Origin of the sequence: Pseudomonas sp. NPDC087804 (assembly GCF_044742965.1) — a bacterium.
Classification (GTDB): domain Bacteria; phylum Pseudomonadota; class Gammaproteobacteria; order Pseudomonadales; family Pseudomonadaceae; genus Aquipseudomonas; species Aquipseudomonas rustica.
The window spans coordinates 43,754-66,595 of sequence record NZ_JBIUVN010000007.1; the positions used below are offsets into that span (position 1 = coordinate 43,754).

Genomic DNA, 22,842 nt, shown 5'->3' on the forward strand with positions numbered 1-22,842 from the left:
GTTCAGACCTTATACCTTGTGCCTTATAAAGGCGTGGTGGATACACCCGCCGCAGCGTAGTTTTGAAGATTGTTCATCTGCTTGGCAATTTGCGAAATCTTTGTCGCGTAGTTCGGGTCGGTGGCGTAACCGGCCTTCTGCAACTCGCGTACAAACTGTTCTGGGTTATCGGCCGACTTCAGCACATCTTGATAGCGATTATTGCTCTGCAGCAAAGTCACCAGATCGTGGAAGCTGTCCTTGTACGAGGCGTAGGAACGGAACTCGGCCGTCTCCTTGACCATCGCGCCATTGCGGAACTCGCTGGTGATGGCGCGGGCCGAATCGCCCTGCCAGTTGCTGCTCGCCTTGATGCCAAACAGGTTGTGGCTGCTGCTACCGTCCTGCGCGCGCATGACCGATTTGCCCCAACCGGTTTCCAGTGCCGCTTGCGCCACCAGATAACGCGGATCGACGCCGATACGGTCGGCAGCTTCCTTGGCCATCGGCAGCATGGTGTTGACGAAATCGTCGGCGGAGCTGAAGGCTTTTTTCGCCGGTGCCAGCGGAATCTGCGCCATCGCGCGGCCGTAGACCTGCATCTGCCCGCCGGAGGCTTTTTCGTTCTCGGCGCGGGCCAGCCAGTCGCCGTTGTACAGCGGGCCGGAACCGGTAATGGCGGCAGGCGCGGTCGCTTGCGGCAGCGCATTTGATGCGGTGGTCGCGGTCGTGGCCGACGGCACCAAACCGGCGAGCAAACGATCGGTGAGTTTCGGCGGCAACGACAGACGACGCTTGTTGATCATCGCCATGTCATTGCTGTGCGACGTATCAGTGCTCGACACACGCCCGGAACGCGATGCCCACAACGGACGCTCGCCATTGACCCGCGACAACGGGCCGTTGATTCCGGTGGTGCCTGCCGCAATCGGCGTGACCACCCCAGCGGCTTTCGCCCGGGCTTCTTCCTGCTTGGCGGCGGACGCGGCCGCAGCCTCACCCGGCGCCATCGGTTTGTTCTTCTGCATCTGACGCAGCAGCACGTCTGCCAGGCCGATACCTCCGCCCTCGCGGGACATGGACACCGCCAGTTGCTGGTCGGACATTTCTTGATATTGCTTGGCCGCCGGGGTGTTCAGCGGATTGTCCTGACCGAGGGTGTCGGTGGCCGAACGCATCGACTTGAGCATTTCGCCGATGAACAACGACTCGAATTCCTGCGCGACTTTGCGCATGTTGCCGTCGCTGTCCTTGTCGCCAACCTTGAGCTGATTCAGACGATTAAGGTCGGAGTAGGAACCCGAATCGGCGTTGCTAACCAGACTGCCTTTGCGCATATCCATGATGGTCGGCCTCAGATCACGATCAGGTCGGCTTGCAACGCGCCGGCCTGCTTCAGTGCTTCGAGGATCGCCATCAAGTCACCCGGCGCCGCGCCGACCTGGTTCACCGCACGCACGATCTCGTCGAGGGTGGTGCCCGGGCCGAATTTGAACATTGGTTTGGCCTCTTGCTCGGCGTTAACACGCGAGCGTGGCACCACAGCGGTCTGGCCGTTGGACAACGGGCCTGGCTGGCTGACGATCGGGTCTTCGGTGATGGTCACGGTCAGGCTGCCGTGGGTCACGGCGGCTGGCGAGACTTTGACGTTCTGGCCGATAACGATGGTGCCGGTGCGCGAATTGATGATGACTTTCGCCACCGCCTGACCGGGATCAACTTCAAGGTTTTCGAGGATCGACAGGTAGTCGACGCGCTGGCTCGGATCGAGCGGTGCAGTGACGCGTACCGAGCCGCCGTCGATGGCTTGCGCCACGCCAGGGCCGAGCATGTCGTTGATCTTGTCGACGATGCGTTTGGCGGTGGTGAAGTCGGAACGGTTGAGGTTCAAGGTCAGGCTGTTGCCTTGGTTGAAACCACTCGGCACCGAACGTTCAACCGACGCACCGCCGGGGATGCGACCGGCCGACGGAACGTTGACGGTGATCTTCGAACCGTCACGACCTTCAGCATCAAAACCGCCGACCACCAGGTTGCCCTGAGCGATGGCGTAAACGTTGCCGTCGATACCCTTGAGCGGGGTCAGCAACAGTGTGCCGCCGCGCAGGCTCTTGGAGTTACCGATCGAGGACACGGTGATGTCGACCTGCTGACCCGGTTTGGCGAACGCCGGCAGATCGGCACTCACCGACACCGCCGCGACGTTCTTCAACTGCACGTTGCCCGAACCCGGCGGCACTTTGATGCCGAACTGCGAGAGCATGTTGTTGAAGGTCTGCAGGGTGAACGGGGTCTGCGTCGTCTGGTCACCGGTGCCGTTAAGCCCGACTACCAGGCCGTAGCCGATCAACTGGTTGGAACGCACGCCAGAAATGCTGGCGATGTCTTTCAACCGTTCGGCGTGTGCAGTGAAAGCCGCAGACATCAACAGCGCGGCCACCATAAGGCTTTTCAGATTCAACGTAGCCACCTAGAAAGGGAACAGCGGGCTGAGGAAGAAACGGTCGAACCAGCCTGGCTGACTCGCATCGGCAAATGAGCCTGTGCCCGAGTAGGTGATGCGTGCATCGGCGACGCGGGTCGACGACACGGTGTTGTCGGTGGCGATGTCATCAGCACGCACCAGACCGGCAATGCGCACCAGCTCATCGCCGGTGTTCAGCGTCATCCACTTCTCGCCGCGCACGGCGATGATGCCGTTGGGCAGCACGTCGGCCACGGTCACGGTGACGGAGCCGGTCAGGGTGTTGCCCTGCGCAGCCTTGCTGTCGCCCTTGGTCGCACGGTCGCCGCTGTAGCCAACGTCCAGACTCAAATCGTTACCGCCCAACGGGTTGTTGGTCACGCCGCTACCGCCGAACAGCGAGGTCAAGCCGATGCCGGTCTTGCTGTTCTTGGCGACTTGCGAGTTGGCGTTTTTGCTCGCCTGGGTTTTCTCGTTGAGGGTGATGGTGATGATGTCACCGACCCGGAACGCCTTGCGGTCGCTGTACAGGTTCTGTTCGAAACCGGCCTGATAGATCGAGCCATTGTTGGCCGCCGCCGGCAACGGCGTACGCGGCAACACCGGAGCGTAATAGGGGTCATTGGGCTTGGGCGTCGGTGCGACACAGCCCGCGAGCGAGACGACCCCACCCAATGCCAAAACAGATACGAAGCGTTTCATGACCCTACCTCACGGTGTTGCAGGCAGCCTCATGGCCGCCTCATAGACTGATTACAGATTCTGCGTTACGAACGAGAGCATCTGGTCGGCGGTGGAGATCACCTTGGAGTTCATCTCGTAAGCGCGCTGAGTGGTGATCATGTTGACCATCTCTTCAACTGTGCTGACGTTGGAACCTTCCAGGGTGTTCTGCAGCGTGGTGCCGAAACCGTTGAGGCCCGGGGTGCCGATTTGCGGCGCGCCGGATGCAGCGGTTTCCAGGAACAGGTTGTTGCCCACCGCTTGCAGACCGGCCGGGTTGATGAAGTCGGCGGTTTGCAGGTTGCCGATCACCTGAGCGGCCGGGTTACCCGGAACGGTGATCGACACGGTGCCGTCAACGCCGACGGTGAAGCTCTGCGCGTTGTTCGGGATAACGATGGCTGGCTCCAGAGCGAAACCGCTGGCGTTGACGATCTGGCCATTGGAGTCGAGGTGGAAGGTACCGTCACGGGTGTAAGACGTGGTGCCGTCCGGCTGCAGAATCTGGAAGAAACCGCGGCCGTCGATGGCCATGTCCAGCGGCTGCTCGGTGGTTTGCAGGCTGCCGGCGGTGAAGTTTTTCTGCGTGCCGACGATGCGCACACCGGTACCCAATTGCAGACCCGACGGCAGTTCGCTGTCCTGAGTCGACTGGGCGCCTGGCTGACGCTTGATCTGATAGAGCAAGTCCTGGAACTCGGCGCGGTCACGTTTGAAACCCGTGGACGACACGTTCGCCAGGTTGTTGGAGATGGTGGTCAGGTTGGTGTCCTGGGCGGACAGACCGGTTTTGGCAACCCATAGAGCCGGAAGCATTCAATTCTCCTCGTGCGCCTGTTTTACGGCGCGACGTTCTGATAATTAGCTGATCTGCAAGACCCGAGCCATGGCCTGGTCGTCGTCTTTGGCGGTGTTCATCATCTTGACGTGCAACTCGAACTGCTTGGCCAGGGCCAGCACCGAGGTCATCTCTTCGACGGCGTTGACGTTGCTCGACTCAAGGAAACCCGAGACCAGTTTGACGTTGGCATCGGCCGGCGCAGGCTGGCCGTCCTTGGTGTAAATCGAGCCGTCGAGGCCCTTGTTCATGTTCTTGATGTCCGGGTTGACCAGTTTGATCCGGTCGACTTCCGCCATGACGCGCGGGCCTTCACCCATTGCACGAATACTGATGGTGCCGTCTTCACCGACCTCGACTTGCTGCTCGGGCGGTACTGCAATCGGCCCGCCATTGCCCATCACCGCCATGCCGTTGCCGGCACGCAATACGCCGAGGGCGTCGATATTGAGGCTGCCGGTGCGCACGTAGCTTTCGCCGCCGTTAGGGTTCTGCACGGCGATGAAACCGTTGCCGGTCACGGCGACGTCGAGGTCGCGACCGGTCTCGACCAGCGAGCCCGGCGAGAAGTCAGTGGCCGGCCGTTCGCTCATGGCAAACGCACGCGCCGGAAAGCTGTCACCAAACACCGGCATCGAACGGGCCTGTTCCAGGTCCTTCTGAAAACCGTTGGTGGAGATGTTCGCCAGGTTGTTGGCATGCGCCTTTTGCGCCAGCGCGTTCTGGCTGGCGCCGGTCATTGCCACATAAAGGTACTTGTCCACACTCTTTCCTCTGCATGCCGGACGTTTGCCGCCCACTGCTGTACTGCTGAGCCATAAGCAATTTGCAGACCAACTTTTTTCTGGCGGCACGCGGCCCGGTAAACAAAGGACTTGGGGGAGATTTAGAGGATTGGGAAAATGTATCGAAGTCGAAAAACCGGCGGTGTTATGCCGCTTGGCGGCAATCCCGATCTCAGGCTGGATGAATAACCCTGTGGCGAGGGGATTTATCCCCGATGGGTGGCGAAGCCGCCCCGCTTTTCCTTCAGGACGACCTCATTTGCAGGTTTTGCGACTGCTGCGCAGCCGATCGGGGATAAATCCCCTCGCCACAAAAGTTCTTCTCACCACTGTGTTGCTTTTAGCTTTCGGGGTCTTTGCCGACTTCGTATTCGCGCAATTTGTTGGCAATCGTCGTGTGCGAAACCCCAAGCCGCTTACCCAACTGCCGACTGCTCGGGTGCTCTGAATACAGCCGCTCGAGCACAGCCTTCTCAAAGCGCCCAACAATCTCGTCCAGCCCGCCCTCCAGCGAAAAATCGCCAAGCGGCTGACGCACGCCGTAATCCGGCAGGCGAATATGCTCAGCCTTCACCGTGCCGCCATCACACAACGAAACCGCCTGAAACAGCACGTTCTCCAGTTGCCGCACATTGCCCGGCCAATGGTAATGACTGAGCCGATCCATCGCCGCCGGTGCCAGTTTCGGCAACGGGCAACCGATCTGCCGACTGGCCTGATCGAGGAAGTGTTCAACCAGCGGCGTCAACCCATCAAGGCATTCGCGCAACGGCGGAATGTGCAGCGAGAGCACGTTCAAGCGGTGATACAAATCCTGACGAAATTCGCCGCGCGCGCACAGTTCGGACAAGTCGACCTGCGTCGCGCAGATCACCCGCACATCCAGATAAACCTCTTCATCACTGCCGACCCTGCGGAAGCAACCATCCTGGAGAAAGCGCAGCAGCTTCACTTGAAGGCGCGGGCTCATTTCGCCAACGCCGTCGAGAAACAGCGTGCCGCCCGCAGTCAACTCCAGCAGGCCAAGTTTGCCTTCCGCGCGCGCACCTTCGAACGCACCGGGGCCGTAGCCGAACAGCTCGGTCTCGGCCATCGACTCCGGCAGCCCCGCGCAGTTGAGCGCCATCAGCGGCGATTGCCCGCGCGGACTGGCGAGGTGGCAGGCACGCGCCAGCAATTCCTTGCCGGTACCGGTTTCGCCTTCAATCAATAGCGGTGCGTCGAGCGGTGCCATTCGGCGTGCTTCACGCACCACGGCGGCCATGACTTTCGAGCTCTGGAAGATGCTGTCGAAGCCACGCAGTTCTTGTTTGCGTACGTTGTAGATACGCTCGCCGACACGGTCGGCGCGGTGCAAGGTGAGTACCGCGCCAGCCATGGCTTCGCTGTCGTCGTGTTCCGATTGCAGCGGTGCGATGTCAGCGAGAAACACGTCGCCCTTGACCTTCACGCGCATGCCGTTGATTCGCGACTTGTTGGCGCGCACCAGCTCCGGCAAATCGAAATCTTCGGCGTAGCGCGACAACGGAATCCCCGGCACTTCATCGACGCGCACACCGAGCAACTGCGCCGCCGCGCGGTTGGCCGCGACGATCGAACCGCCCATGTCGATCGACAGCACTGGAAACTCCAGCGCGCCGAGCAACGCGTTCAATTCCATGTGCCGCCGTTCGCTTGGCATCAGCCCGACGCGCTTGACGCCGAACACCCCGGCAATCGCCTCGAATTTCGGGCGCAGCGCCTGGAACTGGATGTTGATCAGGTTCGGGCAGTGCAAGTAGATCGCGTTGCCATGCTCACCACCGACCTCGCCCCGCGCGACGTTGATCCCGTAGGCCACGAGGAGGTTGAGGATGTCGCGCAGAATGCCGATGCGGTTCTGGCAGTGGACTTTGATACGCATATAAAAGACCCGACAAAATTGGGAATGAACACAATCCCTGTGGGAGCGAGCTTGCTCGCGAAGGCGTCAGCACATACAACATTGATGTGTCAGATCCACCGCTTTCGCGAGCGAGCTCGCTCCCACAGGGTATTGCGGCGCACGGCAGAATTTTCTGCCGAGGTGCGCAAACAGTTGTCAAGATTATGTGACAGTCGCCGACCTTTTCAAACCGGCGAATCGCCGTAAATGCGCGATAATACCTAAACCGTAACGATAACTTTACGAAATCCACGGAAATTTCCTACGCGGTTGCGATCCAACCTACTGCACACAACCTCTCTCTCAGGTAATTCTGAGTCCATCGCTGGACATAACAAGAACGAATTCCCCTAGCAGGAGAGCAGTATGAAGCAGACGCAATACGTGGCCCGCGAGCCCGATGCGCAAGGTTTTATCGACTACCCCGCCGAAGAACACGCGGTGTGGAACACGCTGATCACTCGCCAGTTGAAAGTGATCGAAGGGCGTGCCTGCCAGGAGTACCTGGACGGTATCGAGAAACTCGGTCTGCCCCACGACCGCATTCCGCAACTCGGCGAGATCAACAAGGTGCTCGGCGAGACCACCGGTTGGCAGGTCGCGCGCGTGCCGGCACTGATTCCTTTCCAGACCTTCTTTGAATTGCTCGCCAGCAAGCAGTTTCCGGTCGCGACCTTTATCCGCACTCGCGAAGAACTGGACTACCTGCAAGAGCCGGACATTTTCCACGAGATTTTTGGCCACTGCCCGCTGCTGACCAACCCGTATTTCGCCGAATTCACCCACACCTACGGCAAACTCGGCCTGCAAGCGACCAAGGAAGAACGCGTGTACCTGGCGCGTCTGTACTGGATGACCATCGAGTTCGGCCTGGTCGACACCCCGCAAGGCAAACGCATCTACGGCGGCGGCATTCTGTCTTCGCCCAAAGAAACCGTTTATTCGCTGTCGGACGAGCCTGAGCATCAAGTCTTCGACCCGCTCGAAGCGATGCGCACGCCGTATCGCATCGACATCCTGCAACCGCTGTACTTCGTCCTGCCGAACCTCAAGCGCCTGTTCGACGTGGCCCATGAAGACATCATGGCCATGGTCAAACAAGGCATGCAGCTGGGTCTGCACGCGCCAAAATTTCCGCCGAAGCCGAAAGCGGCCTGAGCAGAACCCGCTCGCGACTTGCGTGCAAAGATAGTAATTTCCAACAAGAATCGAATTCAGGAACCGACCATGTCCACATTGAACCAAGCCCACTGCGAAGCCTGCCGCGCCGATGCGCCACAAGTCAGCGACGAAGAACTGCCGATCCTGATCAAGCAGATCCCTGACTGGAACATCGAAGTTCGCGACAGCATCATGCAGCTGGAGAAAGTTTTCCTGTTCAAGAACTTCAAGCACGCGCTGGCCTTCACCAACGCTGTTGGCGAGATCTCCGAGGCCGAAGGTCACCACCCGGGTCTGCTGACCGAGTGGGGTAAAGTCACCGTGACCTGGTGGAGCCACTCGATCAAAGGCCTGCACCGCAACGACTTCATCATGGCCGCGCGCACTGACGAAGTGGCCAAGACTGCAGAAGGACGCAAGTAATGCACTTCGACGCCATCGGCCGGGTACCCGGCGACCCGATCCTCGGCTTGATGGAGGCGTATGCGCAGGACACTAACCCGCGCAAATTCGACTTGGGCGTTGGCGTCTACAAGGATGCCCAGGGCCTGACGCCGATCCCGGAAGCGGTGAAAATCGCCGAAGCGCGACTGGTCGAAAGCCAGGACACCAAGACCTACATCGGTGGCCACGGCAACCCGCTGTTCGGCAAAGTCATCAACGAGTTGGTGCTTGGCGCTGACTCGAAACTGATCGCCGAACAACGTGCCGGCGCCACCCAGACGCCGGGCGGTACTGGTGCGCTGCGTCTGGCCGCTGACTTCATCGCCCAGTGCCTGCCAGGCAAAGGCGTGTGGTTGAGCAACCCTACCTGGCCGATTCACGAAACCATTTTCGCTGCGGCCGGGGTCAAGGTCAGTCACTACCCATACGTGGGCAGCGACAATCGCCTCGACGTCGAAGCCATGCTCGCCGTGCTCAATGAAGTGCCGAAAGGTGATGTGGTGCTGCTGCACGCGTGCTGCCACAACCCGACCGGTTTCGACTTGAACCACGACGACTGGCAGCGTGTGCTCGACGTGGTGCGCAGCCGCAATCTGCTGCCACTGATCGACTTTGCCTACCAGGGTTTTGGCGACGGACTGGAACAGGATGCGTGGTCGACACGGTTGTTCGCGGCCGAGATCCCCGAGTTGTTGATCACCAGTTCTTGCTCGAAGAATTTCGGCTTGTATCGCGATCGCACCGGCGCGCTGATTGTCTGCGCGAAAAGCGCTGACAAGCTCATCGACATCCGTAGTCAATTGGCCAACATCGCCCGTAACTTGTGGTCGACACCGCCGGATCATGGCGCTGCGGTGGTCGCAACGATTCTCGCTGATCCAGAGCTGAAAGCGCGCTGGGCTGATGAAGTGGAAGCCATGCGTTTGCGTATTGCGCAGCTGCGCAGCGGTCTGGTTGAAGCGCTGGAGCCTCACGGTTTGCGCGAGCGTTTTGCGCACATTGGCGTGCAGCGCGGCATGTTTTCTTACACTGGCTTGTCGCCGGAGCAAGTGAAACAACTGCGCGAGCATCACAGCGTGTACATGGTCAGCTCAGGCCGCGCGAACGTCGCCGGCATCGACGCCACCCGCCTCGCGCTGCTGGCCGAAGCGATCGCCAGCGTCAGCAAATAACACCGCAATCCCCTGTAGGAGCTGCCGAAGGCTGCGATCTTTTGATCTTGATTTTAAAAACAAAGATCAAAAGATCGCAGCCTTCGGCAGCTCCTACATTTGTTTGATCGTTCCCACGCTCCGCGTGGGCATGCAGCCCCGGATGCTCTGCGTCCCAACAGCGAACGCAGAGCGTCCATTGAGGCGTTCCCACGCAGAGCGTGGGGACGATCAACCACCACAGTTTTTGCCCTCCCCTGCGGCCATCTGTCGCATTATTTTGAATTAAAAGTCTGATTGTCATTTTTCCTGCTGTATCCTGCGCAGGCTTTGTAAAAGCGCGGATCTACCAGATCTATCAACAGACTTAGCGAGGAGCGCAACCATGCACGAGATTCCTAATCTCCCCTTCCCAAGCCTGCACGTACCTGAGCAGACGACCACGCAACAAGCCGGCGCCCAACAGCCCGAGCCGAAAGAAGCCGTTGAGAGCCGTCCGGCCGACAACGAAGAGTAAGACCCGTCGTACAGACCGTGTGGAAAGCGCTAACATGCGCTTTCCACACTGCCTGAACCCCGAGCCCGCCATGACCGACGAATTCTCCGAAAGCCAAGCTGCCGTACTGATCGGCGCCACCGAGAAAATGATCGAGATCTGGAACCGTCTCTCCCCCGAGAAACAGGCCGCCCTCCTCGCCCGTTTCGGCACTGAAGAAAACGCCCTCGCCGCACTCGTCACCACGCAATTGGTTGCGCCGGCCAAGCGGTGAATCTGCCATCCGGCAAATAGTTTTACTTTTCCCCGCCCCAGATTCCTCCACGCCGGTATCATAAGCAGCCTATCTAATCTGCCGCTCCCGTGGATCTTTACCCATGTCGTCCTCTATGTCCGAGCCCCAGCGCCCCCTGGCGGTTACGCTGCAAGTCGTTTCCATCGTCCTGTTCACCTTTATCGGTTACCTCAACATCGGCATTCCGTTGGCGGTGCTGCCGGGTTACGTCCACAGCGATCTCGGTTTCGGCGCAGTAATCGCCGGGCTGGTGATCAGCGTGCAATACCTCGCCACCCTGCTAAGCCGTCCGTACGCGGGCAAGATCATCGACAACAAGGGCAGCAAACGCGCGGTGATGATTGGCCTGGCCGGTTGTGGCTTGAGCGGCGTGTTCATGCTGATTTCGGCGTGGACACCGAACATGCCGATGTTCAGTTTGATCAGTTTGTTGATCGGTCGACTGGTGCTGGGCAGCGCCGAGAGTCTCGTCGGTTCCGGTTCGATTGGCTGGGGCATCGGCCGCGTGGGTGCGGCCAACACCGCCAAGGTCATTTCCTGGAACGGCATCGCCAGCTATGGCGCACTGGCGATCGGCGCACCGTTCGGCGTATGGCTGGTTGGCGAGCTAGGGCTGTGGAGCATGGGCGTCAGCATCATCTTGCTGGCCATTCTCGGTCTGGCGCTGGCATGGCCGAAAACCGCCGCGCCGATTGTCGCTGGCGAACGCCTGCCGTTCATGCACGTGCTCGGTAAAGTATTTCCCCACGGCTGCGGCCTGGCGCTGGGCTCGATCGGTTTCGGCACCATCGCCACCTTCATCACCTTGTACTACGCGACTCAGCACTGGGAAAACGCCGTGCTGTGCTTGAGCCTGTTCGGCGCCAGCTTCATCGGTGCGCGATTGCTGTTCGGCAACCTGATCAACCGCCTCGGCGGCTTCCGCGTGGCGATTGCCTGCCTCTCGGTGGAAACGCTGGGCTTGCTGTTGTTGTGGCTGGCGCCGGACGCACACTGGGCACTGGCCGGTGCGGCGTTGAGCGGTTTCGGCTTCTCGCTGGTATTCCCGGCGTTGGGCGTAGAGGCAGTGAATCTGGTGCCTGCCTCCAGCCGTGGCGCGGCGGTCGGGGCTTATTCGCTGTTCATCGATTTGTCGCTGGGGATCACCGGGCCATTGGCCGGCGCGATTGCGGCGGGATTCGGATTTGCCTCGATCTTCCTCTTCGCCGCTCTTGCCGCGTTGAGCGGTTTGGCGCTAAGCGTCTATCTGTACAAGCACACCGCCAAGTACCGCGAAGACTAGAAATCCACCTTGCCGCGCCCGGCCTTGATGCTGCCGCGCTTGGTCTTCGACTCCAGCCGGCGCTTCTTTGAGCCCAGAGTCGGCTTGGTCGGGCGGCGTTTCTTTTCGACTTTGGTGGCGCTGAGGATCAGCTCGACCAACCGTTCCAGTGCATCGGCGCGGTTGGCCTCCTGCGTGCGGTATTGCTGCGCTTTGATGATCAACACGCCATCGCTGGTGATGCGACTGTCGCGCAGCGCCAGCAGCCTTTCCTTGTAGAACTCGGGCAAGGACGAGGCCGGGATGTCGAAGCGCAGGTGCATGGCGCTGGAGACCTTGTTGACGTTCTGCCCACCCGCGCCTTGCGCGCGGATGGCGGTCAATTCGATCTCGGCATCCGGCAGATGCACATTGTTGGAAATCACCAGCATGGAAAAGCGTCCGTATTCAGAGCGTGCAGGATACCGCGAAAATCATTCTGGATTCGGCACAACACCCTGTGGGAGCGAGCTTGCTCGCGAAGGCGTGGTGTCAGGCAACGATGATGCTGGATTCAATATCCTCTTCGCGAGCAAGCTCGCTCCCACAGGATTCGGCATCCTTCCATTGCGCCCATAAATGACAAACCCGGCACTGTGGCCGGGTTTGTTATTTCTGCTCGCGCGATTACTTCGCGGTCGCAGGCACCGCAGCTTGAGCACTGCGCTTGTTCTTGATCACGTAGCAAACCCACATGAACACGACCCACACCGGAATCGCGTACACCGAGATCTGAATCCCCGGGATCAGCAGCATCACGCCAAGGATGAACACCACGAACGCCAGGCAGACATAGTTGCCGTACGGGTACCACAGCGCCTTGAACAGCGGCGTCTGCTGCGTCTTGTTCATGTGTTGACGGAACTTGAAGTGCGAAAAGCTAATCATCGCCCAGTTGATCACCAGCGTCGCAACCACCAGCGACATCAGCAGTTCCAGCGCGCTGTGCGGGATCAGGTAATTGAGCAACACGGCAATCACGGTCACCGCTGCCGAGGCCAGAATCGAACGTACCGGCACGCCGCGCTTGTCGATCTTCGCCAGGCCTTTCGGCGCATCGCCCTGCTCGGCCATGCCCAGCAACATGCGGCTATTGCAGTAAGTGCCGCTGTTGTACACCGACAGCGCCGCGGTCAGTACCACGAAGTTGAGAATGTGCGCGGCGGTGCTGCTGCCGAGCATCGAGAACACTTGCACGAACGGGCTGCCGCTGTACGAATCGCCGGACGCGTTGAGGGTTTCCAGCAGGCTGTCCCAAGGGGTCAGCGACAGCAGGATGACCAAGGCGCCGATGTAGAAAATCAGGATGCGGTAGATGACCTGGTTGATCGCTTTCGGAATCACGGTTTTCGGCTTGTCGGCTTCTGCTGCGGTGAAACCGAGCATTTCCAGACCGCCGAAGGAGAACATGATGATCGCCATGGCCATCACCAGTCCGCTGACGCCGTTGGGGAAGAACCCACCGTGCGACCACAGGTTGGTGACCGACGCTTGCGGGCCGCCGTTGCCGCTGACCAGCAGGTAGCTGCCGAGCGCAATCATGCCGACGATCGCCACAACCTTGATGATCGCGAACCAGAATTCGGCTTCACCGAAGACTTTGACGTTGGCCAGGTTGATCGCGTTGATCAGCACGAAGAAGGCTGCCGCAGAGGCCCAGGTCGGAATGTCCGGCGCCCAGTAGTGGATGTACTTGCCGACCGCAGTCAGCTCCGACATGCCCACCAGAATGTACAGAATCCAGCAGTTCCAGCCCGAGAGGAAACCGGCAAAGCCGCCCCAGTATTTGTGCGCAAAATGGCTGAAGGAACCGGCCACCGGCTCTTCAACAATCATCTCGCCCAACTGGCGCATGATCATGAAGGCGATGAAGCCGCAGATGGCGTAGCCGAGGATCATCGACGGGCCGGCGGATTTCAGTACCCCGGCCGAGCCGAGGAACAATCCGGTACCGATCGCGCCACCGAGGGCGATCAGTTGAATGTGGCGATTTTTCAGGCCGCGTTTCAGCTCGCCTGATTGCGAGGGTTGTCCACTCATGAAAAAGGTCTCACGCAAGGTTTGATGATGTTCAGTAGACGTTGCTGCAAGGTTGCGATTTCAAGCAGCCCCGATCAAACCCCAGCGCAGGCACCAGGAGTTCAGCTCAATTACAACGGTCATGCGTCACCTGTTTGTTTTTATCTGTGACGAAATCGAACCCGAAACGCTTGTGGCGCGACGGAGTGAACAAGGCGGGTAGCCTTGAGTTTTGCGCGATTACGCAGAGGGTCACAGTTAAAACGCGGCGCATTGTACACCGCTAACCCCCTGCTGCCAGACCCCGCTGGATCAGCGTGTCGGTTGCCGGGATTGCGTGTGTCCGTTTCGAGAGGCTCGAACGGCTGCAAAAATGGAGTCAGGCCTTTGCGGGCCATCGACGTGGACGAGGAAAAAACCGTCCCACGGAGAGAAGTGGAAATCAGTCACGGCGTTCATTGCGCCTCCTTGTTGTTATGCACCTGCACGGCAGGCATGGGGCGCATCTCACCCTGCAAACGTCGCTGAAACAAGCGGCCCAGAGCCTTGCGTCGGGCTCGGCCCATTGGGCTTCGGAAGCTTTTCCTTACACCGACGCGGGAACCTGCCATTCACGGGGATTTAGCGAATTTTTCGTAAACATTTCTTTACGAGTCGTAACGTAGAGTTTCCATTTCAGAATTTTCTGTAGGACGTCTGCTGGTTAACGGTCATCGGGGTTTTAACGAGGAATTAATTTGTTGAGACCACTGGCTTGCTCGCGAAGAGGCCCGATCAGACACCGAACACCTTTCTTCAGACGAAAAAAAACGCCAACCCTGCGGTTGGCGTTTTTGCTCGAGCTTGAAGCTTGCCGCTAGAAGCTCACAGCCACCTTATTCAGGCTTGCGACGACCAAACCCCGGACGCTGACCCGAACCGGCCGGCGCACCGCGGCGCTTGCCCGACGGCTTGTCGCCATCAACCAGCTTGATCCCCGGACGCTTCGACGTCGGTTTAGCCGGACGCTTGTTGGTGGTGTCCGCTGGACGATCCGCCACTGGCGTACCGCGACCGGCAGGCGCGCCACGCTCGCCACGCTCGCCACGTTCAGTGCGACCGTTAGTCGGACGCGGAGCGCGCTCGCCGTCACGGGCAACCGGCTTGCGGGCAGGACGCTCGCCTTCGATCTGCGGCTCACGGCTTGGGCGTGGGCCGGTCGGTGCGCCAGCGGCTGGACGCAGGGTACGTACGCGCTCGGTCTTGCCCATCGGACGCGACGATTTACGCTGCATACGCTCAAGCTTGTCTTTGCTCTTGGCGTTCAGTTGCGGCATCGCCACTGGCGTCAGGCCGACTTCAGCACTGAGGATGTCGACTTCGTACTGGCTCATTTCGCGCCAGCGGCCCATCGGCAGGTCGGAGTTGAGGAACACCGGACCGAAACGCACGCGCTTCAGACGGCTGACCACCAGACCCTGGGATTCCCACAGACGACGAACCTCACGGTTACGGCCTTCCATCACCACGCAGTGGTACCAGTGGTTGAAGCCTTCGCCACCCGGCGCCTGCTTGATGTCGGTGAACTTGGCCGGGCCGTCTTCCAGCACCACGCCAGCTTTCAGACGTTCGATCATCTCGTCGTCGACTTCACCGCGTACACGCACGGCGTACTCACGGTCCATCTCGTAGGACGGGTGCATCAGGCGGTTGGCCAGCTCACCGTCGGTGGTGAACATCAGCAAACCGGTGGTGTTGATGTCGAGACGACCGATGTTGATCCAGCGACCTTCTTTCGGACGCGGCAGCTTGTCGAACACGGTCGGACGGCCTTCCGGGTCGTCACGGGTGCAGATCTCGCCATCGGGTTTGTTGTACATGATCACGCGGCGTACCGATTCGGCCGCTTCTTCGCGCTTGATCACCTTGCCATCAATGGTGATGGCGTCGTGCAGATCGACACGCAGACCGAGGGTGGCGTCTTTGCCATTGACCTTGATCCGGCCCTGGCTGATCCAGGATTCCACGTCACGGCGCGAGCCGACGCCGATACGGGCGAGGACTTTCTGCAGTTTTTCGCCTGCTGGGCCGATTGGCTGGTCGTCTTGCTGATCTTTGATACTCATCTGGGCACCTCCCGGTGTGGTCCGTTCAGGCGCTCTGAATTGGGGGCCTGAAGCATTGAAATCTGGGTTCTTGGCCGAAGGGATCGGCGAAGGGTCGCGAATCATACGCGGATGTGCGCCATCGCGCATCAGAGACTAGCTGATCAATGGACAGTTATTTCTTTTTCCGCCGACCGGCGCCACTGAGTTTGATCAGACGTAGCGCGGCTTCGGCCAGCACCGTGCGCTTGTCGTCCTTGTCGAGTTTCTTCCAGGCTTTGATCTCACGCTTGCTGCGGCCGCAGCCGAGGCAGATGTCGTCGCTGAATTTGCAGAGGCTGATGCACGGGTCTTTTGTCGAACTCATTTGGGTACCTTTGGGAGATCAAAAGATCGCAGCCTGCGGCAGCTCCTACATTGGAATGCGGTCCCTGTAGGAGCTGCCGAAGGCTGCGATCTTTTCGGCGCCCCTCAGTCTTCGAATTCGCGGCGTTCGGCTTCGATGGCTTCGGCCAGTGCGCGGGCTTCGGCTTCTTCTTCGCTCAGCTCGGGTTCGGGCGCGGGTTGTTCGAGGGCGGCGACGGCGGCCAACAGCTTTTCGCGCGCTTCGGCGACGCCGAGAATGTCCTCATCCGGTTCGGCTTCTGGCTCGGCTTCAAGTTCAACTTCAATGACGGGCTCAGGCTCGGGCTCAGACTCAATTTCTGTTTCGGGCATCGGCGCCTCACCGTCCGCCGCATCCCGCAGCAAATCGTCGAAGTCGGTCTTGATCCCCTCCTCCATGCTGTCCAGTTCCAGCAGCAAGGTGTGGAAACTGGTTTCTTCCTTCTCTTCCTCCGGCTCGGCACTGGCGTCGGCCAGTTCCTGCAGACTCTGCGGCACTGGCGCGTCGTCGAAATCGAGCACCGGATCAGTTTCCATTTCGCGCAGTTCGGCCAGTGGCGGCAGGTCTTCGAGGTTCTTCAGGTTGAAGTGATCGAGAAACATCTTGGTGGTGGCGAACATCGCCGGTTTGCCCGGCACGTCGCGGTAGCCGACGACACGAATCCACTCGCGCTCCAGCAAGGTTTTGACGATGTTGCTGTTCACCGCCACACCGCGCACGTCTTCGATCTCGCCACGGGTGATTGGCTGGCGATAGGCGATCAGCGCGATGGTTTCCAGCAAGGCACGGGAATAACGCTGCGGGCGCTCCTCCCAGAGTCGGCCAACCCACGGCGAAAACTTCTCGCGAATCTGCAAGCGATAGCCCGACGAGACTTCCTTGAGCTCGAACGCACGGCCCTCGCAAGACTTGCCGAGCAGGGTCAGGGCTTTCTTGAAGACTGCAGGCTCAGGCCGTTCGCCCTCTTCGAACAGTTCAAAAAGACGCTCAAGGGATTGCGGCTTTCCCGAGGCCAACAGAAAGGCTTCAAGCAGGGGTGCCAGCTCGCGGGGTTCAGTCAGGTTCATGTTTCGACTCGTTATTCGGCTCGGGCTCGCACGTGGATCGCGGCGAACGGCTCATTCTGCACCAGCTCGACCAAGGATTCCTTGACCAGTTCAAGAATTGCCATAAAGGTCACCACCACACCCAGCCTGCCCTCTTCGGCAGTGAACAACTCGACAAACGGCACAAAACCGCCGCCCTTGAGGCGTTCCAGCACATCGCTCATGCGTTCGCGGGTGGACAGTGCTTCACGACTGACCTGGTGGCTTTCAAACATATCGCCACGGCGCAGCACTTCGGCCATGCACATCAAAATCTCTTCCAGCGCGACATCCGGCAACAGCTTGCGCGCGCGGGCTTCCGGGGCATCGAGTTTGGGCACGACCACGTCGCGGCCGACGCGGCTGAGGTTGTCGATACCTTCAGCGGCAGCTTTGAAACGCTCGTATTCCTGCAAACGGCGGATCAGTTCGGCGCGCGGGTCGTCTTCTTCATCTTCGACAGTTTCAGCGCGCGGCAGGAGCATGCGCGACTTGATCTCGGCGAGCATCGCGGCCATCACCAGATACTCGGCGGCGAGTTCCAGGCGCACTGACTGCATCAACTCGACGTAACCCATGTACTGCCGGGTGATTTCCGCCACCGGGATGTCGAGGATGTTGATGTTTTGTTTGCGGATCAGGTACAGCAGCAGGTCGAGCGGGCCTTCGAATGCCTCGAGAAAGACCTCGAGCGCATCCGGCGGGATGTACAGGTCGAGCGGCATTTCCATGACCGCCTGGCCATAGACCATGGCAAACGGCAGTTCCTGCTGAGCATCGGCCTGGGGATCGACAACGGTTTCCACTGCGGACATTCAGGCCTCGACCATGAACGGCGTCGGATCGCCGCAACCGACGCGCACCACTTCCGGGTCGTCGCCGGTCAGGTCGATCACGGTGGAGGCCTTTATGCCGCCGAAACCGCCATCCACGATCAAGTCCACCTGGTGTTCGAGCAACTGACGCATTTCGTACGGATCGCTGAGCGGGTCTTCATCGCCGGGCATGATCAGGGTCACGCTCATCAGCGGCTCGCCCAATTCGGCCAGCAGCGCCAGCGCAATCGGATGGCTCGGCACGCGCAAACCGATGGTGCGTTTCTTCGGGTGCAGCAACAGGCGCGGGACTTCGCGAGTAGCGTTGAGAATAAAAGTGTAAGGCCCCGGCAGGTGCGCCTTGAGAATGCGGAAGGTGCCGGTGTCGATCTTGGCGTAATTGCCCAGTTGCGACAGATCGCTGCAGATCAGCGCGAAGTTGTGCTTTTCATCGAGCTGACGCAGGCGTCGCACACGTTCAATGGCGGTTTTGTCGCCGATTTGGCAACCGATCGCGTAGGAAGAGTCCGTGGGATACACCACTACCCCGCCCTTGCGGATGATCTCGACCGCCTGTTTGATCAGGCGCGCTTGCGGGTTTTCCGGATGAATCTGGAAAAATTGACTCACATTCTCTACCTGTTCAGACGGCGGCAATATCTGTGTCATGTTTGAACCGACACCACAGGGGTGGAAGGTCCTCGGGAACCGGCCGGTACTGGCCGATCTCGGACCAGCCGCCAGGGCCATGGAAGTCACTGCCGGCACTGACCAGCAGACCGAACTCACGGGCAAGGATTGCCAGGCTGCCCACCTGTTCCGCAGGCTGGTGGCCATTGACCACCTCGATTGCATGCCCGCCTGCTTGAATATAGTCGGCAATCAGCTTTCGGCGCTTGCTGCGGGTGAAATCGTAGTGCCACGGATGCGCCAGACTGACCCAGGCATTGGCGGCGCGCAGCGTCCCGACGGTGTCTTCCAGCGTCGGCCAGTGCAGCTTGACGTCGCCCAACTTGCCAGCGCCGAGCCACTTGCGGAACGCCTCGGCGCGATCCTTGACGAAACCTTCACGTACCATCCAGTCAGCGAAATGCGGACGGGCCGGCGCATTGCCGCTGTCGCCCAGTTCCTGCTGGATTTTCCGCGCGCCGTCGAGGGCGCCGGGCATGCCTTTGAGGGCGAGCTTGCGGCTTATTTCTTCCGACCGCAGCCAGCGCCCATCGTGCAATTTGGCGATGGCCTCGACCAACGGCGCGGCGTTGACGTCGAAACCGTAGCCCAGTACATGAATGGTCGCGCCGCCCCAAGTGCAGGACAATTCGACGCCGTTGACCAGTTGCATGCCCAATTCTTTGGCGGTCGCGCGCGCTTCAGCGAGGCCTTCGAGGGTGTCGTGGTCCGTCAACGCCAGGACTCGCACGCCGTTTTCGAACGCACGCGCAACCAGAACCGCAGGCGCCAGTGCGCCATCGGAGGCCGTGCTATGGCAGTGCAAATCAACATTCACGGAGAGTTGTAACCTCAAATCAGCTGGCGCTATCGCGCGCCCATATGTTTGTTATTATGCCGCCACATCCAGCTTCTGGCTCTTACTGTGAAACAATTCATCGATTTCATCCCGCTTCTGCTGTTTTTCATCGTTTACAAACTTGATCCACGGGTGGTCGATGTCGCGGGCCATGAAGTCACTGTAGGCGGTATTTACAGCGCCACCGCGATGCTCATCATCAGCTCCCTGGTGGTGTACGGCGCGCTTTTCATCAAACAGCGCAAGCTGGAAAAGAGCCAGTGGCTGACCCTGATCGCGTGTTTGGTGTTCGGTAGCCTGACGCTGGCCTTCCACAGCGAAACCTTCCTCAAGTGGAAAGCCCCGGTGGTCAACTGGCTGTTTGCCGTCGCGTTCATTGGCAGCCACTTCATCGGCGACCGCCTGCTGATCAAACGGATCATGGGCCACGCGCTGACCCTGCCGGATCCGGTCTGGACGCGCCTGAACATCGCCTGGATCGCCTTTTTCCTGTTCTGCGGGGCCGCCAACCTGTTCGTCGCCTTCACCTTCCAGAGCTACTGGGTGGACTTCAAGGTGTTCGGCAGCCTGGGCATGACCCTGGTGTTCCTGGTCGCACAGGGCATTTACCTGTCGCGCCACCTGCACGATGCCGATACCCCAACAACACCAAAAACCGAGGACTGACATGCTCTACGCAATCATTGCCACCGACGTCGCCAACTCACTGGAAGCTCGCCTGGCCGCGCGCCCTGCGCATCTGGAACGCCTGCAAGCGCTCAAGGGCGAAGGCCGCATCGTATTGGCCGGCCCACACCCGGCGGTCGACAGCAATGATCCGGGCGCCGCGGGTTTCACCGGCAGCCTGATCGTCGCCGAGTTCGACTCCCTGAGCGCTGCGCAGGCGTGGGCTGATGCGGATCCGTATATTGCGGCGGGTGTGTATGCCAATGTGGTGGTGAAACCGTTCAAACAAGTCCTGCCTTAACGCTGAAGACAGGGCCTTACAGGATTGCTGTGACAAAGGGGATTCCTGTGGTTAGGGGATTCCTGTGGTGAGGGAATTTATGTGGCGAGGGGATTTATCCCCGTTGGGTCGCGAAGCGGCCCCAATGCCATCCAATGCGGTGTGCCTGACACACCGCATGCTCCCACTTCAGGACTGCTACGCAGTCCAACGGGGATAAATCCCCTCGCCACAAATACTCATCTGACTCAAATAGTCATCTGACTCAAATACTCAGCTGTCCCAAAATACCCACCTGCCACAAAACCCTCATCTGCCACAAAAACCCCATCAGCCACCAACATCACCTCCCGCGCACTGAACCTTCCCGCTTCTCACCCATCTCAATCGCTCATTATTCTCGTTCGTCTGCCGACAACCTGCCCACTATCCATTGGGAAGCAGGTGTTGCGATGCGCAAGGGTTCGTTGTGTCTGATGTTGATCACGCTGTCGATCATGGCGCCCGCCCATGGTGAGGAAAACGCCGAAGGCGGCAATTCCACGCCATTGTCATTGAGCGCCGGCAGCCAGATCACCGAGTTGCAGCAGCGCCTCAAGGCCAGCGAGCAGCAGCGAGAAGAACTGAACAAACAACTGCAAAATGTCGACAACGAACGCGAAAGCGCTCAGCTCGCCCGGTTGCGCCAGGAGAACCAGCGCCTCAAGCTGCAACTCAAGGAAGCACAGGCCAGCCCGCTTCCGCGTTTGTTGACCGATCAACAGCAGTGGTTCGTCACGGGAGCCGGGGTAGCGCTATTGGCGCTGCTCTGCGGTATCTTTGCCAGTGGAGCAAGCCGAAAACGTCGGCAATGGCTAAATTGAGTGAGTCATGAGCGAGCTGTTACTGATTGATGATGACCAGGAGTTGTGCGAACTCCTGAGTAGCTGGTTAAGCCAGGAAGGCTTCCAGGTGCGCGCCTGCCACGATGGCCAGAGCGCCCGTAAAGCGTTGGCCGAAACCGCTCCGGCGGCGGTGGTGCTGGACGTGATGCTGCCCGACGGCAGCGGTCTGGAACTGCTCAAGCAGTTGCGCAACGATCATGCTGATCTGCCGGTGTTGATGTTGTCGGCCCGTGGCGAGCCACTGGATCGTATCCTCGGCCTGGAACTCGGCGCCGACGATTATCTGGCCAAACCGTGCGACCCCCGCGAACTGACCGCGCGCCTGCGCGCCGTATTGCGCCGCAGTCACCCGGCCGCCGTGTCGACGCAACTGGAGCTGGGCGACCTGAGTTTCAGCCCGGTGCGCGGTGTGGTCAGCATCGACGAGAAAGAACTGACCCTCACTGTTTCCGAAAGTCGTTTGCTCGAAGCCCTGCTCAAGCAGCCCGGCGAACCACTGGACAAGCAGGAACTGGCGCAGATCGCCCTCGGCCGCAAACTGACCCTGTACGACCGCAGCCTCGACATGCACGTCAGCAACCTGCGCAAAAAGATCGGCCCCCACCCCGACGGCCGCCCACGCATCGTCGCCCTGCGCAGCCGGGGTTACTACTACAGCCTCTGAATTACACCCGTCCCGCACGGGGATGACGATAAATCGCCCCCTGTAGGAGCTGCCGAAGGCTGCGATCTTTTGATCTTGTTTTTAAAAGACAGATCAAAAGATCGCAGCGTGCCGCAGCTCCTACAGGGGTATGTGTAAGGCTGATGACGAAACGTCTTTACCCAAGCTTTACGTAGCGCTGACCGCCGCTGACCTTGATCTCCGTAATCTGAACTCATCCGGAACGTACCGGGAACGAGACAAGGAGATTCACCATGCGCAAGACTCTTATCGCTCTGATGTTCGCTGCCGCTCTGCCAACCGTCGCCATGGCCATGCCGCAAGATGGCGGCCCGATGGGTGGCCCGCTCGACGGCCCACGCCACGGCGGTCAGATGCACGGCATGCACGGCAAGGGCCCGTACAGCCAACTCGACCTGTCCCGCGAACAACGCGAGCAGATCCGCAAGATCATGGGCGAGCAGATGCACGAGCGTAAGCAAGTGGTCGACAAGTACCTGGAAAAACTCTCGCCAGCGGATCAGAAAGCCCTGAAAGACGAAATGGCCGCCAACCACAAGAAAGGCGAGGCCGATGTTCGTGCGGTGCTGAAGCCGGATCAACAGAAGAAATTCGACGAGATCCAGAAAAAACAGGCTGAACGCCGTGCCGAATGGGCCGAGTTCAAGGCGTGGAAAGCGCAACAGCCGCAAAAAGCGCAATAATGTTCTGACCATGGCCCAACGGCTAACCCCGTTGGGCCTTTTTGCACTTGCCCCTGTAGGAGCTGCGGCACGCTGCGATCTTTTGACTGTGGGACGCAGAGCGTCCCCGGCTGCATTCCCACGCAGAGCGTGGGAACGATCAGATCGCAGCGTGCCGCAGCTCCTACA

Annotated in this window: 25 protein-coding genes; 11 read left to right on the top strand and 14 right to left on the bottom strand. The window is 59.8% G+C overall.

What is annotated here, in order from left to right; translation table 11 throughout:
* Positions 1-23: 23 nt before the first annotated feature.
* The 6 genes from flgJ to ACIOMO_RS13025 all read right to left on the bottom strand — a co-directional run bounded on the left by flgJ (position 24) and on the right by ACIOMO_RS13025 (position 6,692).
* A complete protein-coding gene (gene flgJ, locus ACIOMO_RS13000) occupies positions 24-1,322 on the bottom strand; it encodes a flagellar assembly peptidoglycan hydrolase FlgJ (protein WP_401241127.1) in 1,299 nt (432 codons plus the stop codon).
* A gap of 11 nt (positions 1,323-1,333) precedes the next feature.
* The gene (locus tag ACIOMO_RS13005) at positions 1,334-2,422 is read right to left on the bottom strand and encodes a flagellar basal body P-ring protein FlgI (RefSeq protein WP_053118300.1); all 1,089 of its coding nucleotides are present in this window, start codon (positions 2,420-2,422) and stop codon (positions 1,334-1,336) included.
* 27 nt (positions 2,423-2,449) lie between these two features.
* Positions 2,450-3,145, bottom strand: coding sequence for a flagellar basal body L-ring protein FlgH (gene flgH / locus ACIOMO_RS13010; protein ID WP_053118299.1), 696 nt, complete (start codon positions 3,143-3,145; stop codon positions 2,450-2,452).
* Between the two features lie 51 nt (positions 3,146-3,196).
* Complete coding sequence (gene flgG / locus ACIOMO_RS13015; RefSeq protein ID WP_401241129.1) at positions 3,197-3,982, bottom strand: flagellar basal-body rod protein FlgG; 786 nt, start codon at positions 3,980-3,982, stop codon at positions 3,197-3,199.
* A gap of 45 nt (positions 3,983-4,027) precedes the next feature.
* The gene (locus ACIOMO_RS13020; RefSeq protein WP_053118297.1) at positions 4,028-4,768 is read right to left on the bottom strand and encodes a flagellar basal body rod protein FlgF; all 741 of its coding nucleotides are present in this window, start codon (positions 4,766-4,768) and stop codon (positions 4,028-4,030) included.
* A 361-nt stretch (positions 4,769-5,129) separates the two neighbouring features.
* Positions 5,130-6,692, bottom strand: coding sequence for a sigma-54-dependent transcriptional regulator (locus tag ACIOMO_RS13025; RefSeq protein WP_159812595.1), 1,563 nt, complete (start codon positions 6,690-6,692; stop codon positions 5,130-5,132).
* A gap of 387 nt (positions 6,693-7,079) precedes the next feature.
* Between ACIOMO_RS13025 and phhA the strand changes: the two genes are divergently transcribed.
* The 6 genes from phhA (at position 7,080) to ACIOMO_RS13055 (ending at position 11,542) form a co-directional block, all read left to right on the top strand.
* Positions 7,080-7,871: a phenylalanine 4-monooxygenase gene (gene phhA / locus ACIOMO_RS13030; RefSeq protein ID WP_053118286.1), complete on the top strand. Its 792-nt coding sequence runs from the start codon at positions 7,080-7,082 to the stop codon at positions 7,869-7,871.
* 69 nt (positions 7,872-7,940) lie between these two features.
* Positions 7,941-8,297, top strand: a complete 357-nt coding sequence (locus ACIOMO_RS13035; RefSeq protein WP_003222798.1) for a 4a-hydroxytetrahydrobiopterin dehydratase — start codon at positions 7,941-7,943, stop codon at positions 8,295-8,297.
* Positions 8,297-9,490, top strand: a complete 1,194-nt coding sequence (locus ACIOMO_RS13040) for an amino acid aminotransferase (RefSeq protein WP_401241133.1) — start codon at positions 8,297-8,299, stop codon at positions 9,488-9,490. The genes ACIOMO_RS13035 and ACIOMO_RS13040 overlap by 1 nt, the downstream gene beginning before the upstream one ends.
* A gap of 364 nt (positions 9,491-9,854) precedes the next feature.
* Positions 9,855-9,986: a hypothetical protein gene (locus ACIOMO_RS13045; RefSeq protein ID WP_008088845.1), complete on the top strand. Its 132-nt coding sequence runs from the start codon at positions 9,855-9,857 to the stop codon at positions 9,984-9,986.
* 34 nt (positions 9,987-10,020) lie between these two features.
* Positions 10,021-10,239, top strand: a complete 219-nt coding sequence (locus tag ACIOMO_RS13050; protein WP_249342571.1) for a hypothetical protein — start codon at positions 10,021-10,023, stop codon at positions 10,237-10,239.
* Between the two features lie 115 nt (positions 10,240-10,354).
* A complete protein-coding gene (locus ACIOMO_RS13055) occupies positions 10,355-11,542 on the top strand; it encodes an MFS transporter (protein ID WP_401241137.1) in 1,188 nt (395 codons plus the stop codon).
* Here the strand turns inward: ACIOMO_RS13055 and arfB are convergent.
* The 8 genes from arfB to ACIOMO_RS13095 all read right to left on the bottom strand — a co-directional run bounded on the left by arfB (position 11,539) and on the right by ACIOMO_RS13095 (position 19,455).
* A complete protein-coding gene (arfB, locus tag ACIOMO_RS13060; RefSeq protein WP_007920134.1) occupies positions 11,539-11,952 on the bottom strand; it encodes an alternative ribosome rescue aminoacyl-tRNA hydrolase ArfB in 414 nt (137 codons plus the stop codon). The two genes, ACIOMO_RS13055 and arfB, sit on opposite strands and share 4 nt — an antisense overlap.
* A gap of 235 nt (positions 11,953-12,187) precedes the next feature.
* Positions 12,188-13,600 (bottom strand): amino acid permease, encoded by a 1,413-nt coding sequence (locus ACIOMO_RS13065; RefSeq protein ID WP_053118275.1) that lies wholly within the window; start codon positions 13,598-13,600, stop codon positions 12,188-12,190.
* Between the two features lie 854 nt (positions 13,601-14,454).
* Positions 14,455-15,684, bottom strand: a complete 1,230-nt coding sequence (rluB, locus tag ACIOMO_RS13070) for a 23S rRNA pseudouridine(2605) synthase RluB (protein ID WP_401241140.1) — start codon at positions 15,682-15,684, stop codon at positions 14,455-14,457.
* A gap of 154 nt (positions 15,685-15,838) precedes the next feature.
* The gene (locus tag ACIOMO_RS13075) at positions 15,839-16,030 is read right to left on the bottom strand and encodes a DUF1289 domain-containing protein (protein WP_401241143.1); all 192 of its coding nucleotides are present in this window, start codon (positions 16,028-16,030) and stop codon (positions 15,839-15,841) included.
* A 104-nt stretch (positions 16,031-16,134) separates the two neighbouring features.
* A complete protein-coding gene (gene scpB / locus ACIOMO_RS13080) occupies positions 16,135-17,115 on the bottom strand; it encodes an SMC-Scp complex subunit ScpB (RefSeq protein WP_401241146.1) in 981 nt (326 codons plus the stop codon).
* Positions 17,116-17,126: 11 nt separating this feature from the next.
* Complete coding sequence (locus ACIOMO_RS13085; protein ID WP_008088827.1) at positions 17,127-17,948, bottom strand: ScpA family protein; 822 nt, start codon at positions 17,946-17,948, stop codon at positions 17,127-17,129.
* Entirely contained in the window at positions 17,949-18,578 is a 630-nt protein-coding gene (locus ACIOMO_RS13090) for an L-threonylcarbamoyladenylate synthase (protein ID WP_038363745.1), read from the bottom strand. It lies immediately after the preceding gene.
* Between the two features lie 13 nt (positions 18,579-18,591).
* On the bottom strand, positions 18,592-19,455 hold the full coding sequence (locus ACIOMO_RS13095) for a PHP domain-containing protein (RefSeq protein ID WP_159812589.1): 864 nt from the start codon (positions 19,453-19,455) through the stop codon (positions 18,592-18,594).
* An 87-nt stretch (positions 19,456-19,542) separates the two neighbouring features.
* Between ACIOMO_RS13095 and ACIOMO_RS13100 the strand changes: the two genes are divergently transcribed.
* The 5 genes from ACIOMO_RS13100 (at position 19,543) to ACIOMO_RS13120 (ending at position 22,674) form a co-directional block, all read left to right on the top strand.
* On the top strand, positions 19,543-20,142 hold the full coding sequence (locus ACIOMO_RS13100) for a septation protein A (RefSeq protein WP_053118264.1): 600 nt from the start codon (positions 19,543-19,545) through the stop codon (positions 20,140-20,142).
* Between the two features lies 1 nt (position 20,143).
* A complete protein-coding gene (locus ACIOMO_RS13105) occupies positions 20,144-20,443 on the top strand; it encodes a YciI family protein (protein ID WP_007919677.1) in 300 nt (99 codons plus the stop codon).
* 431 nt (positions 20,444-20,874) lie between these two features.
* Positions 20,875-21,285 carry a translation initiation factor 2 gene (locus tag ACIOMO_RS13110; RefSeq protein ID WP_053118263.1) on the top strand — a complete coding sequence of 137 codons (411 nt, stop codon included), beginning with the start codon at positions 20,875-20,877 and terminating at the stop codon, positions 21,283-21,285.
* A gap of 7 nt (positions 21,286-21,292) precedes the next feature.
* Positions 21,293-21,970, top strand: a complete 678-nt coding sequence (locus tag ACIOMO_RS13115; protein ID WP_053118261.1) for a response regulator transcription factor — start codon at positions 21,293-21,295, stop codon at positions 21,968-21,970.
* A 254-nt stretch (positions 21,971-22,224) separates the two neighbouring features.
* The gene (locus ACIOMO_RS13120) at positions 22,225-22,674 is read left to right on the top strand and encodes a Spy/CpxP family protein refolding chaperone (protein ID WP_053118259.1); all 450 of its coding nucleotides are present in this window, start codon (positions 22,225-22,227) and stop codon (positions 22,672-22,674) included.
* The last annotated feature ends 168 nt before the right edge of the window (positions 22,675-22,842 follow it).